The following is a 13,964-nucleotide window of genomic DNA, read 5'->3' on the forward strand; positions in this document are numbered from 1 at the left end:
GGGGGCCCTTCGGCATGACGGGGCCTCATGACGGGGCCTCATGACGGGGCCTCACGACGGGGCCTCACGACGGGGCCGCGGCCCGAGCGGCACGCGGCCCCGGGGCTCAGGCCAGTTCCAGCGCCAGGTAGAAGTCCACCCGGTCCTCCAGGCGGGAGAGGTCACGGCCGGTCAACTCCTCGATCCGGCCGATCCGGTAGCGCAGGGTGTTCACGTGCACGTGCAGCTGGGCGGCGCAGCGCGTCCAGGAGCCGTCCGAGCGCAGGAAGGCCTCCAGCGTGCGGACCAGGTCGGCCTGGTGCTCGATGTCGTACGCGATGACCTTGTCGAGCAGGCGGCTGCGGAAGGCCCGGCGGACCTCGTCGGGGACGGCGGCCAGCAGCAGGACGTGCGAGGCCAGCTCCTCGGGGCCGGCCACGCAGACCCGGCCGACCCGGGCGGCGGCGATCCGGCGGGCGTGCCGGGCCTCCTCCAGCGCGCCGCGCAGGCCGCCCGCCTCCTGGGCCGGGGCGGAGACGCCGAGGGTGATCCGGCCCTCGGAGCCGAGGCCGGCCTCCAGCGGCGCGAGCAGCTCGCGCAGCGTGTCGGCGGGGACGGCGGTGTCCGGGGCGGGCAGCACGACGACCGCGCCGCTGCCGCCGCCGGCGACCAGCGCCCGGTCGGAGGTCTCGGTGAGAGCTTCCTCCAGGATCGAGCGGACCGCTCCCTCGGGCAGTCCCGTGCCCTCGGCGCTGACCACCAGCCAGGACCCCTCCGTCGCCTGCGGCTTGGGCTCGCGCCCCTCGTAGCGGGCGGCCATCGCCGCCGACGCGTACAGGGTGCGGCTGATCTCGGCCGGGTCGGCGTCGCGCTGGAGCAGGGTCAGCACCTCGTCGGCCAGCCGGCGGCGCAGCCGGCGGCCCTCGTCGCGGCGGGTGCGCTCGGCGGCCACCAGGCGGGCCAGGTTCTCGGCGAGCTGCTGGCGCTTGGCGGTCCACTCGGTGACGTCGCCGGCGACCGCGAGCAGCCAGTCGGCGAGCGGCGCCTCGGCGTCGGGCGTCGCCGAGGCGGGCAGCAGCGAGTAGGAGCCGGAGGCGAGCCTGGCCCGGTGCGGCGGGCGCCGGCGCTGGCGCTGGGCCCCGAGGTGGGCGCGGACCAGCTGGTCGCGGTCCTCGGCGCCGAGCCGGTCGGCGGGGCCGGCGATCACCGCGCCGGTGGGGGTGAGCACCCAGCAGTCGAGGTCCAGGTCGCCGCCGAGCAGGTCCAGGACGGCGTCCAGGCCACCGCCGCCGGCCGCGGAGACCAGCATCCGGTGGCGGTCGACGAGGGCGGAGAGGTCGGCGGCCCGGTCCGCGGACACCTGTCGGCCGATGAACTCGGTGACGGTGCCGAAGGCGATGTCGTCGGGCACCGCGAGCAGCGGCATCCGGTGGCGGCGACAGGCCTCGACCAGGTCCTCGGGGACGGGCCCGACCTCGGCCTCGCCGGCCGCCAGGGCGACGGCGCCGCCGGTCGCGAGCGTGCGCACGAAGCGCTCGGAGTCGGCCGGGGCGGTGCGCCAGAGCATGCCGGTGAGCACCAGCTCGCCGCCGTGCAGGTAGCGCCCGGGGTCGTGCAGGTCCGTGGTCATGACGCCGCTGACCTGGCGGTCGAGCTCGTCCTCGCCGGCGAGCAGCCGCAGTCTGGGGGCTCCGGGGGCGAGCAGGTCACGGACACGCATCCGCAGACTCCTTCGGCTGGGGTGACGGTCTTGAACAGGGCGGGGGCGCAGCCGTCGGGCTCGCCTGCGGGGCTCACAGTGTGCCCGAACATCGGCGCCCGGCGTGACGCGTCGGGCTCCTGCCGGGTCACGGGCCCGTAGCTCCGCCGTCACGGCCGGATTACGGTCGTAGGTGGCGGCCCCGCGGCCGCTGGACAGGGCGATTGTCCGCCTTAGAGGAACGTACAGGATGCCGGGCGGCCGTACGGCACGGGCTTCATGCCATCGGTGACTGCCTCCGGGTGGGCCGTCGGCGGTTCACTGGCCACACGCCGCCGGACACGCCCCGGTGACCTGGACTCAACGCTTCGGCAACGAGACGGTAGCAAGGTCCAGGACACCTGGGTTTCGAGACCCGGACGGACGCGCCCAACCGGGCGGGACCGTTCGGATCCCGGGCACAGTGCCCAGCTGTCCGAGCAGGCAACGACTTGAGGAGACACCCGCATGGAGTTCCTTCGGCCCGCTACCTGGGACGAGGCACTCGCGGCGAAGGCTGAGTACCCGACCGCGCTGCCCATCTCGGGCGGTACGGACGTCATGGTCGAGATGAACTTCGACGTGCACCGGCCATCCGCGATTCTCGACCTCAACCGCATCACCGAGCTCGCCGAGTGGGAGACCACGGACGGGGTGGTCGCGCTCGGCGCCTCGGTTCCGTACACCCGGATCATCAACGAGCTCTCCGGCCCGCTGCCCGGTCTCGCACTGGCGGCCCACACCGTCGGATCCCCCCAGATCCGCAACCGGGGCGGCGTCGGCGGCAACCTCGGCGGGGCCTCCCCCGCCGGTGACGCCCACCCCGCGCTGCTGGCCGCCGGCCGGGACGTCTTCGTCGAGGTCGCCTCGCAGGCCCGGGGCACCCGGAGAATCGCGATCGACGACTTCTACGTCGGGGTGAAGCGCAACTCGATGGAGCAGGACGAGCTGATCCGCCGGGTGCACATCCCGGTCGCGGACGGCCCGCAGCAGTTCTCGAAGATCGGCACCCGCAACGCGATGGTCATCGCGGTCTGCGCGTTCGGCTTCGCCCTGCACCCCAAGAACGGCACCGTCGGCACCGGGATCGGCTCGGCCGCCCCCACGCCGCGCCGGGCCGTCGAGGCCGAGGAGTACCTGCGGGGCGTGCTCGCCGAGCGCGGCCTGTGGGAGTCCGGCGACCTGCTGGGCACCGAGGTGATCCAGACCTTCGGTGAGCTGGTGAAGGCCGCCGCCTCGCCGATCGACGACGTCCGCGGCACCGCCGACTACCGCCGGCACTCGCTGGCCGTGATGGCCCGGCGCACCCTCACCTGGACGTGGAACGACTACAGCAAGCAGATCAGGAGCGCGGCATGAGGGTGACTTTCACCGCCAACGGCAAGCCCGTGGAGGCGGACGACGTCTGGGAGGGCGAGAGCCTTCTGTACGTGCTGCGCGAGCGGGTCGGCCTGCCGGGTTCCAAGAACGCCTGCGAGCAGGGCGAGTGCGGCTCCTGCACGGTCTATCTGGACGGCACCCCGGTCTGTTCGTGCCTGGTCGCGGCCGGCCAGGTGCAGGGCCGCGAGGTCCGCACCGTCGAGGGCCTGTCGGACGAGAACGGCGAGCTCGGCCTCGTCCAGCAGGCGTTCATCGACGCCGGCGCCGTGCAGTGCGGTTTCTGCACCCCCGGCCTGCTGGTGCAGACCGACGCGCTGCTGGACGCCGACGCCCAGCCCAGCGACACGGACATCCGCGAGGCCCTCTCGGGGAACCTGTGCCGCTGCACCGGCTACGAGAAGATCATGGACGCGGTGCGGCTCGCTTCCGCCCGCAAGTGCGCGAAGGCGGCCTCCGAATGAGTACTCGTACCATCCAGGGTGAGAAGAACCTTCAGGACATCCGGCAGGCCAGCAAGGACGGCATCGGCGGCTCCCCGCTGCGCCCGGACGGCACCCTCAAGGTCAGGGGCGAGTTCGCGTACTCGTCGGACATGTGGCACGAGGACATGCTCTGGGGCATGGCGCTGCGCTCGCCGCACCCCCGGGCCGACATCCTCTCGGTGGACATCTCCGAGGCGCTCAAGCTGCCCGGCGTCTACGCGGTGCTGACCCACGAGGACATCCCGGGCAGCAAGTTCTACGGCCTGGAGATCCAGGACCAGCCGGCCCTGGCGATCGACAAGGTCCGCTACCACGGTGAGGCGATCGCGATCGTCGCGGCCGACCACCCGGAGACGGCCCGCCGCGCGGTGAAGAAGATCAAGGTCGAGTACGAGGTGCTCAACCCGATCGTCACCGAGGAGCAGTGCCTCGCCCCCGAGATCCACGGCTACGTCCACGAGCCGCACGAGTACAAGTCGCACGGCTCCGGCAACATCTGCCACAGCCAGAAGCTGGTGCACGGCGGCGGCGTCACGGACGAGATCCGCGCGCTGGCCGACGTGATCATCAAGTCCGACTACGAGGTCGGCATGCAGGACCAGGCCTTCCTCGGCCCGGAGTCCGGCCTGGCCGTACCCGCCGAGGACGGCGGCATCGACCTCTACGTGGCCACCCAGTGGCTGCACGTGGACCGCCAGCAGATGGCGCCGGTGCTCGGTCTGCCGGAGGACAAGGTCCGGCTCACGCTGGCCGGTGTGGGCGGCGCCTTCGGCGGCCGCGAGGACCTCTCGATGCAGATCCACGCGAGCCTGCTGGCGCAGCGCACCGGCAAACCCGTCAAGATCGTCTATGCCCGGGACGAGTCCTTCTTCGGCCACGTGCACCGCCACCCGGCGAAGATGACCTACGAGCACGGCGTCACCCGCGACGGCCGGCTGGTCTTCGCCGACGCCCGGATCGTGCTGGACGGCGGCGCGTACGCCTCCGCCTCCCCCGCCGTGGTCGGCAACGCCGCCTCGCTGGGCCACGGCCCGTACAACATCCCGAACGTGCGGATGGAGGCGATCGCCCTCTACAGCAACAACCCGTCCTGCGGCGCGATGCGCGGCTTCGGCGCCGTCCAGGCCGCCTTCGCGTACGAGTCGCAGATGGACAAGCTGGCCGAGGCGATCGGTATGGACCCGGTCGAGCTGCGCCAGCTGAACGCGATGTCGGAGGGCGACTCGATGCCCACCGGCCAGGTCATCGACTCCCCCGCCCCGGTCGCCGAGCTGCTTCAGCGGGTGAAGGACATGCCGCTGCCGCCGCCGCTGGACCTGGAGAACCTGGACGTCCGCACGCTGCCCGGCGCGCTGTCCAACACCTCGCACGGCGAGGGCATCGTCCGCGGCATCGGCTACTCGGTCGGCATCAAGAACGTCGGCTTCTCCGAGGGCTTCGACGACTACTCCACCGCCCGGGTCCGCCTGGAGGTCATCGGCGGCGAACCGGTCGCCATGGTGCACACCGCGATGGCCGAGGTCGGCCAGGGCGGCGTCACCGTGCACGCCCAGATCGCCCGGACCGAGCTGGGCGTCGAGCAGGTCACCATCCACCCGGCCAACACCGAGGTCGGCTCGGCGGGCTCCACCTCCGCCTCCCGTCAGACGTACATGACGGGCGGCGCGGTGAAGTACGCGGCCGAGGCCGTGAAGGCCGCGCTGATCGAGAAGGGCCGCCGGCGCTACGGCTGGACCCAGAGCGACATCACGCTGAGCGGCGGCAAGGTGGTCTCCGAGTCCGCCGGCCCGCTGGTCCCGATGGTCGACCTGCTCGGCGACGAGGCGATCGACCTCACCCGCGAGCACCACCACCGCCCGACCGTCCCGTTCGACAAGGAGACCGGGCAGGGCTTCGGCCACGTCCAGTACACCTTCTGCGCCAACCGCGCGGTGGTCGACGTGGACGTCGAACTCGGCCTGGTCAAGGTGGTCGAGCTGACCGCCGCCCAGGACGTCGGCAAGGCGCTCAACCCGCTCTCCGTGATCGGGCAGATCCAGGGCGGCTGCACCCAGGCGCTGGGTCTGGCCGTGATGGAGGAGATCATCGTCAAGGACGGGAAGGTGCGCAACGCGTCCTTCACCGACTACCTGATCCCCACCATCCTGGACACCCCGCCGATCCCGGTCGACATGCTGGAACTCCCCGACCCCAACGCCCCGTACGGGCTGCGCGGTGTCGGCGAGGCCCCGACCGTCTCGGCCACGCCGTGCATCGTCGCGGCCATCCGCCAGGCGACCGGCAAGGCGCTCCACCGGATCCCGGTCCGGCCCGAGCACATCACCGGGACCCTGTAGCCCCGGTCCACGACCTCCCCGGGGCGGCGATCGTCTTCCCCGCCGCCCCGGGGCAGCAGCACCCGGCGCCCCACAGCGCCGGCCCGCACCGAAGAGCACCGCCATGCACCACCCGAAGCACAGCGAACGCCTTCTCCCGCTGCCTCTCCCACGCCGGGGTTCTGCAGCGGTGCGCACCACCCCTCCCCCGGCCCCGGCCGGGGGTGCCAACGCACCGCAGGCACTGCCACAGAGTGCGCCCAGTGAGTCGAACAGTCCCCCTGCACCAGCTCAGCCTGGTCCACAGGTCGGCTCGCCCACCCCAACCCCCTATGAACCTTGGGAGTGGACATGACCCGGATCCCGACGGAGCCAGGTACCACTGAAGACAGACCCGCCGAGGCGGACGCCCCCACGTCACCCCCGGCAACGCGCCCGAAGAGCTTTCTGGACACCTACTTCCGGATCTCGGCCCGGGGCTCCAGCCTCGGCACCGAACTCCGCGGCGGTGTCACGACCTTCATGGCGATGGCCTACATCCTGCTGCTCAACCCGATCCTGCTGGGCGGCGCCGACAAGAACGGCGTCCACCTGGATCACGCACAGCTGACCACGGCGACCGCGCTCGCCGCGGCCGTCACCACGATCCTGATGGGCGTGGTCGGCAACGTCCCGCTGGCGCTGGCCGCCGGCCTCTCGGTCTCCGGCGCGCTGTCCACGATCGTCGCGCCGCACACCACCTGGCCACAGGCCTTCGGTCTCTGTGTGATCTACGGTCTGCTGATCGTGCTGCTGGTCGTCTCCGGCCTGCGCGAGAAGATCATGAACGGCATACCCCTGCCGATCAAGCACGCGATCACCATCGGCATCGGCCTCTTCGTCGCGCTCATCGGCCTGGTCAAGTCCGGCTTCATCCACCACGGCCCGGACCCGTTCGGCCCGCCGGTGTCGCTCGGCCCCAACAGCGAACTGGTCGGCTGGCCCGTCCTGATCTTCTCGGTCACGCTGCTGGCGATCTTCATCCTGCTGGCCCGCAACACCCGGGGCGCGATCCTCATCGGCATCGCCGGCGGCACCGTACTGGCCTTCATCGTCAACGCGACCGTCCACCTGCCGGAGCACACCTGGAGCAGCTCCGTCCCGCAGTGGCCCGGCAGCCCGGTCGCCGCGCCCGACTTCGGGCTCTTCGGCGACGTGGATCTGTTCGGCGCCTTCACCGCCAAGGGCATGGGCGCGATCAGCGCCTCGGTCGCGGTCTTCACCCTGGTGCTGGCCGGCTTCTTCGACGCGATGGCCACCATCATCGGCGTCGGCACCGAGGCCGGGCTCGCCGACAAGCAGGGCCGGATGCCGGGTCTGTCCAAGGCCCTGTTCATCGACGGCGCCGGCGGTGCGATCGGCGGCGTCGCCGGTGGCGGCGGCCAGACCGTCTTCGTCGAGTCGGCCACCGGAGTCGGCGACGGCGCCCGGACCGGCCTCGCCTCGCTGGTCACCGGCGGCTTCTTCGCCCTGATGCTCTTCTTCTCCCCGATCGCCGGCATCGTCCCGGTCGAGGTCGCCTCCGCCGCCCTGGTCGTCATCGGCTCGATGATGATGAGCCAGGCCCGGCACATCGACTGGTCGGACCGCGAGGTCGCCATCCCGGCGTTCCTCACCTGCGTCCTGATGCCGTTCACCTACAACATCACCGCGGGTGTCGCGGCCGGCGTCATCTCGTACGTCGCGATCAAGGCCGGCACCGGCAAGTGGCGCGAGCCCGGTCCGCTGATGTGGGTCCTGACCGCGGTCTTCCTGGTCTACTTCGCGCTCAGCCCGGTGAAGGACCTGCTCGGCGTCCACTAGCCCCGCCGCCGTCGGGCGGGAACCCCGGTTCCCGCCCGACGGCACCACCCCTCAGCCCCTGCCACGCGTAAGGAGCCCCCCGACATGCACGACATCGCCGAACAGCTGCAGGCCTGGCACGCGTCCGGCCGCTCCTTCGCCGTGGCCACCGTGGTCGGCGTCTCCGGCAGCGCGCCCCGCGACCCCGGCGCCGCACTGGCCGTGGACGCGGCCGGCGAGGCGATCGGCAGCGTGTCCGGCGGGTGCGTCGAGGGGGCCGTGTACGAGCTCTGCCGGGAGGCCATCGCCGACGGGCAGCCCGTCCTGGAGCGCTTCGGATACAGCGACGAGGACGCCTTCGCGGTCGGCCTGACCTGCGGCGGGGTGCTCGACGTGTTCGTCCAGCCGATCACCCCGGGGGCCGACCCCGCCCTCGACGCCGGGATCACCTACATCGCCTCCGGAACGCCGGTGGCCCTCGCCCGGGTGATCGAAGGCCCGGCCGGACTGCTCGGCGCCACCGTCGCCGTGACCGCCGACAGCCACCACGGCTCGCTCTCACCCTCCCCCGCGGCCGCCGCCCACCCGTCGCCCGCCACCGCGCCTCCCACGACGCGCTTCGCACGGCCCCTCCCCTCGCTCGAACGCGCCGCCGTCGCCGAGGCCCGGGCCATGCTGGACGCCGGCCGCACCGGCCGGCTCGTGCTCGGCGCGGACGGGCGCCCCTGCGACGAAGGGCAGCAGGGCACCGTCACCTTCTTCGTCGAGTCCTACGTCCCCGCGCCCCGGATGCTGGTCTTCGGCGCCATCGACTTCGCCGCAGCCGTGGTGCGGATCGGCAAATTCCTCGGCTACCACGTGACCGTCTGCGACGCCCGCCCGGTCTTCGCCACCGCCCGGCGCTTCCCCGACGCCGACCAGGTCGTCGTCGACTGGCCGCACCGCTACCTGGACTCCCAGCTCGACCGGATCGACGGCCGCACGGTGCTCTGCGTCCTCACCCACGACGCCAAGTTCGACATCCCGCTGCTGGAGCGCGCCCTGCGGCTGCCGGTCGGCTTCGTCGGCGCGATGGGATCGCGCCGCACCCACCGCGACCGCAACACCCGGCTGCGCGAGGTCGGCCTGACCGAGGCGGAGATCGGCCGGCTGCGCTCCCCCATCGGCCTCGACCTCGGTGCCCGCACCCCCGAGGAGACCGCCGTCTCGGTGGCCGCCGAGATCGTCGCGTACCGCCGGGGCGGCAGCTGCCTCCCCCTCTCGGCCGGCGAGGGCCCGATCCACCACGACCTGGCCCGGCCGGCGGAGCAACCGTCCCGGTCGCACGCGGCCTGAGCCACCGTCCTGTCCCGGGCCGGCCCGGTGCGGCGGGCGCGCCGGCCGGGTGACGGCGGCAATCGGGCCGTTCCCGGCCCGATTGCGGGCCGCCCCGGGCCGGGGGAGGCTGGATTGAAGGACTGCCCGACGGCAGCGCCCGGCGCCGAAGCCGGGCCCCTGTGGACCGCCGGAGGTCACCACCCGCGCGACGCCCCTGCGGACGGCGCTCCTCGGGAAGGACTCAAGCCCATGCGAACGCTGCTGGAAGTCGACCTCGACACCGAGACCGCCAACAGGCTGATCACCGACGGGACGCTCCCCCAGGTGGTGGAGGGGATCCTGGCCGCGCTCGAACCCGAGGCCGCGTACTTCCACGCCCGGGACGGCCGCCGCGCCATGACGATGGTGGTGGACCTGGCAGACGAGGCGTCCATCCCCGCGGTCTGCGAACCGTTCTGGCACCAGCTCAACGCCCGTGTCACGGCTCACCCGTGCATGAACGCCGACGAACTGCGCACCGGACTCGGCCGGCTCGGCTGACCCGCGCGGGTGTCCCTCGTCCGCGCCCCGGTGGCCCGGGCGCTGGACGGTCGATGTCAAGGCCGCTGGACGCCCGGGGTGGCCTCGCGTCAGGCGATCCCGCTTCGATCGGCCCGGGCCGGCGGTCCGGGACGGCGCCCACGCCCCGGCTCCGTACGTCCCGCACTCCGAAGAGCCCGTCGGCTCGCGGACGACGCCCGGGTACCGCGCCGGCGCGCCTGGCTCCCCGGGGTCGGCCGTCTAGAGCAGCCGGACCTGCTCCGCCACGGTGCGGCCCTCCTCCTGGGCGGGCTGGTAGCTGACCTTCTGCCCGACCGGCAGCACGTGGCGCCCCGGCGCGGCGGTCGGTACCCGGCCGCCCTCGCCGATGACCGAGTCGTAGTAGACGATCACCTCGGGCCCGCCGTCGTCGGGCGTGATCGCGCCGTAGCCGAGTTCGTCGTGGTACGTGGTCACGATGCCGGTGGCCATGCGGTACTCCTTCGAGCGTGCGGACGGTGCCCATCAGGAGTAACAGACGACCGGCCGGGGCGCGGCGCCTGACACGCAGCGGGCGGCCCGATGTCAGTCGGCTGCACCCGCCGGCGGCGGCTGGGCCGTGGTCGCCGCCGTGGTCGCCGTCGGGGCCGCCGCCGGGGCCGCCGTCGCGCCTCCGGGCGGCGCCGGCCGTCAGCCCACGTTCAGCCGGGCCGCGAGGCGCAGCAGCCCCGGGGAGAGGCGGCCCAGCAGGCGGGCCGCCTTCGCCTCGAAGGTGACCGGGACGACCGGCTTGCCGGTGCGGACGGCGCGGACGATCTCGGCGGCGACCTTCTCGGGCGGGAAGCCGCGGCGGGCGTACAGCTTGGAGGCGCGCTGCTGCTTGGCGGCCTGCTGCTCGCCACTGACGCCGGAGAAGGTCGTGGTGCGGGTGATGTTGGTGTTGACGATGCCGGGGCAGATCGCGCTGACGCCGATCCGGGCCGGGGCGAGTTCGGCGCGCAGGCAGTCCGAGAGCATCAGGACGGCGGCCTTGCTGGTGGCGTAGGCGGCCAGCAGCTTGGACGGCAGGTAGGCGGCGGCCGAGGCGAGGTTGACGATGTGGCCGCCCTCCCCGCGCTCGGCCATCAGGGTGCCGAAGGCGCGGCAGCCGTGGATGACGCCCCACAGGTTGACGTCCAGGACGCGCTGCCACTCCTTCTCGGTGGTCTGCAGGAACGTCCCGGAGTGGCCGATGCCGGCGTTGTTGACCAGGACGTCCGGCACGCCGTGGGTGGCGGCGACCTGCTGGGCGAAGGCGTCGACGGCGGCGCCGTCGCTGACGTCCACCCGGTAGGCGTGGGCGGGCGGGCCGATCAGCGAGGCGAGTTCGGCGGTGCGGGTCGCGGCATCGAGGTCCAGGTCGCAGACCACCACCCGGGAGCCCTGCTCGGCGAAGGCCAGCGCGGTGGCGCGGCCGATGCCGCTGCCGGCGCCGGTGACGACCACCAGCGGACCGTCCTGCGGCGGACCGGCTTTCTCTCCGGCCTCGGTACGGGCGGCGAACTCTCGGACCAGACCTGCCACGGCGGGCCCCTTCTCCAGCAGCGCGGACCAGTGGGTGGCGTCGAGCGAGCGCCGGGTGAGGTGCGGCACCCACCGCTCCAGGCCCTCCGAGAGCGCGACCCCGACGTAGCGGTCCCGGGTGAGGGTGACCAGCTGGACCGGCACCTCGGTGGGCCGTTCGCGCGGATTGCGCAGGGTGGGCCGCATGTTGGCCCGGTACAGCTCGATCCCGCGGACGGCGTCCTGGCGCAGGGTCGGCTGCGGGTGCCCGGGGCGCGGGGCGACGCCCTCCAGGTCGCGCAGCACCCGCGGCCAGGCCCGGGCCAGCCCGAACCGCCAGGTGGCGGGTGCGAGCAGCGGCAGGTGGAAGGCGGTGATGTACCAGGAGTGCAGGCCCTGCGCGAGGAGCTGTCGCAGGTGCCTGGGCGTGGGCCGGCGCATCCGGCGGCGCAGCCAGAAGCCCAGGTGGTCCAGGCACGGGCCGGACAGCGTGGTGTACGAGGCGAGCCGCTGCCCGGCGCCGGGGGAGGTGACGGCCTCCCAGGACTGCAGCGATCCCCAGTCGTGGGCGACCAGGTGCACCGGGCGGTCGGGGCTGACGGCGTCGGCGACCGCGAACAGGTCGGCGGCGAGGTGTTCGAGGCGGTAGCCGTCCCGGTCGGCGGGCACGCCGGACGCGCCGGCGCCCCGCACGTCGTAGCGGACCACGTGGTGGTCGCGGGCGAGGTCGGCGGCGATGTCGTCCCAGACCACGTGGGTGTCGGGGTAGCCGTGCACCAGCAGGACGGTCGATCCGGCCGGGTCGCCCTGCTCGAAGACGGCGAGCGGCAGCCCGTCGGCGCTGTGCACGGTACGGCGGCGGGTGGTCATCGGGAGGCCTCCTCGGTGGTGGTGCTGTTCCAGCGCCGCACGTGCGGCAGGTCGTCGTCGAGCCAGTGGGCGCCGTCCTCGGTGACCACCAGCAGCTCCTCGAACTTGATGCCCACCTCCCGGAAGCCGATGTGCGGCTCGACCGCCCACAGACCGGGCGTCGGCGCGTGCCGGGAGGCCCGGCCGCCGGCCCAGAGCGGCGAGCGGCCCTGCAGGCGCTCACCGATCAGCTCGCGGCCGAGGGTCTGCAGCGTACGCACGCCGAAGCCGAACAGGTTCACCCCGGCCGGCCCGCGAGCGGTGGTCCGGGTCACCTGGTGGCCGATCACCCGGCCCGGGTAGACCTGGTGGCGGTTGTCGTAGCCGTGCGCGGCGATCTGCGCGTCCACCGCCGCGTAGACCTCGCTGAGCGGCTTGCGGGCCCGCACCTCGCGCAGGATCAGCTCGCGGTAGACCCGCAGGTCGGCGGCCAGGCGGTCCCAGACCGGGTTCTCGCCGACCTTGCCGCCGTAGCCGATGTCGGCGGTGTAGCCGTCCACCACGGGCGCGCAGTCCAGCACGTACGGCATGCCCTCCTCCAGCCGGCGCGAGCCGGCGAAGAACTGCAGCGGGGTGTGGAAGTGCCGGAAGGCGGTGCGGTCGCCGAACCAGGCGAACGGCACGTGGAAGAAGTCCTGCACGCCGGCCACGACCAGGCACCGGCGCAGCTTCGCGGTCGCCTGGCGCTCGGTGACGCCCGGTTCGATCCAGGCGGCGACCTGCTCGGCGCAGTGGTAGGCGAGCTGCTGGGTCTCCCGGAACCGGCCGAGGTCGGCGTCGGTGTAGGGGAAGGCGGGCAGGCGTGCGGCGCGCGGTGCGGTGACGGCCATCGGGTCCACTCCTTGCGGGCGTCGGGGCGGTCAGAGGTCGAGGACGAGGGTCTCGCCCTCGGCCGCGCGGGAGACGCAGGGCAGCAGGACTCCGGCCGCGCGCTCCTCCCCGGTCAGGCGCCGGTCGCGGTGCTCGGGCGTACCGGCCAGCAGGTGCACCCGGCAGGTGCCGCAGAAGCCCTGGTGGCAGGAGTAGGGCAGGTCGGGGCGGGCCTCGAGGGCGACGTCCAGGGCCGAGCGGTCGGCGGGGACGTCCAGCAGCGGGCCGTCGGCGCCCAGGCGCAGGGTGAAACGGCTGCCGCCCAGCACGGGTGCGGCGCCGAAGCGCTCGAAGTGCAGGGTGCGGGCCCCGGACGCCTCCAGCGCGCCCTGGACGGCGGCGAGCATCGGGGCCGGACCGCAGCAGTACACGGCGGTGCCCGGACGGGTGTGGGCGAGCAGGTCCGCTCCGGTGGGAACGCCCTCCCGGTCGTCGGTGCGGATCTCCACCCGGGCCGGGTCCAGCGCACGCAGCTCGTCGCCGAAGGGCAGGGCGTCCGCGGTGCGGCCGGTGTGCACCAACCGCCAGTCCAGCCCGAGTCGCCGCGCCTCGCGGGCCATCGGCAGCAGCGGGGTGACGCCGATCCCGCCGGCCAGCAGCAGGACGCGCGGCTCGGCGCAGAACGCGAAGCCGTTGCGGGGGCGGCGCACGGTCACCCGGGCGCCGAGGGCGAGCTCGTCGTGGATCTCCGTCGAGCCGCCGCCGCCCCCGGGCAGCCGACGCACCGCGACGCGGTACACCGCGGCGTCGGCGGGGTCGCCGCAGAGCGAGTAGTGGCGCTCGCGGCCGGACGGCAGCCGCAGCCGGATGTGCGCACCCGGCTGCCAGGCCGGCAGCCGGTCACCGCCGGGGTCGGCGAGCCGCAGCTCGACCACGTCCTCGGCGACCGTCCGGTGGCCGGTGACGGCCAGCTGCAGCGGCGGGACCGGCCGGGCCGGCGCACGACGCGGGCTGCGGCGCAGCAGCGGGCTGCCGAGCGCCGGGGTGTAGCGGTCGCCGAAGGCGGTGACGCGCCGCATGAAGCGGTCGGGCTCCGGGCGGCCGTACAGGTCGGGGGGCGGGGTGGTGAGGTCCATCCTGGCTGCTCCTGGC

Annotated in this window: 11 protein-coding genes; 6 read left to right on the top strand and 5 right to left on the bottom strand. The window is 73.6% G+C overall.

Annotation, left to right across the window (positions count from 1 at the left end; genetic code table 11):
- Positions 1–106 precede the first annotated feature (106 nt).
- Positions 107–1,699 (bottom strand): PucR family transcriptional regulator, encoded by a 1,593-nt coding sequence (locus OG823_RS06645; protein WP_371478313.1) that lies wholly within the window; start codon positions 1,697–1,699, stop codon positions 107–109.
- 486 nt (positions 1,700–2,185) lie between these two features.
- On the opposite strand from OG823_RS06645, the gene OG823_RS06650 reads away from it, so the two are divergent.
- From OG823_RS06650 to OG823_RS06675, 6 genes are all read left to right on the top strand, one after another.
- Entirely contained in the window at positions 2,186–3,076 is an 891-nt protein-coding gene (locus OG823_RS06650) for a xanthine dehydrogenase family protein subunit M (protein ID WP_371478314.1), read from the top strand.
- Positions 3,073–3,558 carry a (2Fe-2S)-binding protein gene (locus tag OG823_RS06655; RefSeq protein ID WP_371478315.1) on the top strand — a complete coding sequence of 162 codons (486 nt, stop codon included), beginning with the start codon at positions 3,073–3,075 and terminating at the stop codon, positions 3,556–3,558. The genes OG823_RS06650 and OG823_RS06655 overlap by 4 nt, the downstream gene beginning before the upstream one ends.
- Complete coding sequence (gene pucD, locus OG823_RS06660; RefSeq protein ID WP_371478316.1) at positions 3,555–5,915, top strand: xanthine dehydrogenase subunit D; 2,361 nt, start codon at positions 3,555–3,557, stop codon at positions 5,913–5,915. The genes OG823_RS06655 and pucD overlap by 4 nt, the downstream gene beginning before the upstream one ends.
- Positions 5,916–6,245: 330 nt before the next feature.
- The gene (locus tag OG823_RS06665) at positions 6,246–7,736 is read left to right on the top strand and encodes an NCS2 family permease (protein ID WP_371478318.1); all 1,491 of its coding nucleotides are present in this window, start codon (positions 6,246–6,248) and stop codon (positions 7,734–7,736) included.
- A gap of 84 nt (positions 7,737–7,820) precedes the next feature.
- Complete coding sequence (locus OG823_RS06670; RefSeq protein ID WP_371478320.1) at positions 7,821–9,050, top strand: XdhC family protein; 1,230 nt, start codon at positions 7,821–7,823, stop codon at positions 9,048–9,050.
- Positions 9,051–9,281: 231 nt separating this feature from the next.
- Positions 9,282–9,572, top strand: a complete 291-nt coding sequence (locus OG823_RS06675) for a hypothetical protein (RefSeq protein WP_371478322.1) — start codon at positions 9,282–9,284, stop codon at positions 9,570–9,572.
- A 240-nt stretch (positions 9,573–9,812) separates the two neighbouring features.
- Here OG823_RS06675 and OG823_RS06680 read toward each other — a convergent pair whose 3' ends face one another.
- The 4 genes from OG823_RS06680 to OG823_RS06695 form a co-directional block, all read right to left on the bottom strand.
- Positions 9,813–10,043, bottom strand: a complete 231-nt coding sequence (locus OG823_RS06680; RefSeq protein ID WP_371478323.1) for a cold-shock protein — start codon at positions 10,041–10,043, stop codon at positions 9,813–9,815.
- Positions 10,044–10,241: 198 nt separating this feature from the next.
- Entirely contained in the window at positions 10,242–11,963 is a 1,722-nt protein-coding gene (locus OG823_RS06685) for an SDR family oxidoreductase (protein WP_371478324.1), read from the bottom strand.
- A complete protein-coding gene (locus OG823_RS06690) occupies positions 11,960–12,832 on the bottom strand; it encodes a M24 family metallopeptidase (RefSeq protein WP_371478325.1) in 873 nt (290 codons plus the stop codon). Before OG823_RS06690 ends, OG823_RS06685 begins: the two co-directional genes overlap by 4 nt.
- A 30-nt stretch (positions 12,833–12,862) precedes the next feature.
- Complete coding sequence (locus tag OG823_RS06695) at positions 12,863–13,948, bottom strand: 2Fe-2S iron-sulfur cluster-binding protein (RefSeq protein ID WP_371478326.1); 1,086 nt, start codon at positions 13,946–13,948, stop codon at positions 12,863–12,865.
- Between the last annotated feature and the right edge of the window lie 16 nt (positions 13,949–13,964).

It is taken from the genome of Kitasatospora sp. NBC_00315 (genome assembly GCF_041435095.1).
GTDB lineage: Bacteria > Actinomycetota > Actinomycetes > Streptomycetales > Streptomycetaceae > Kitasatospora.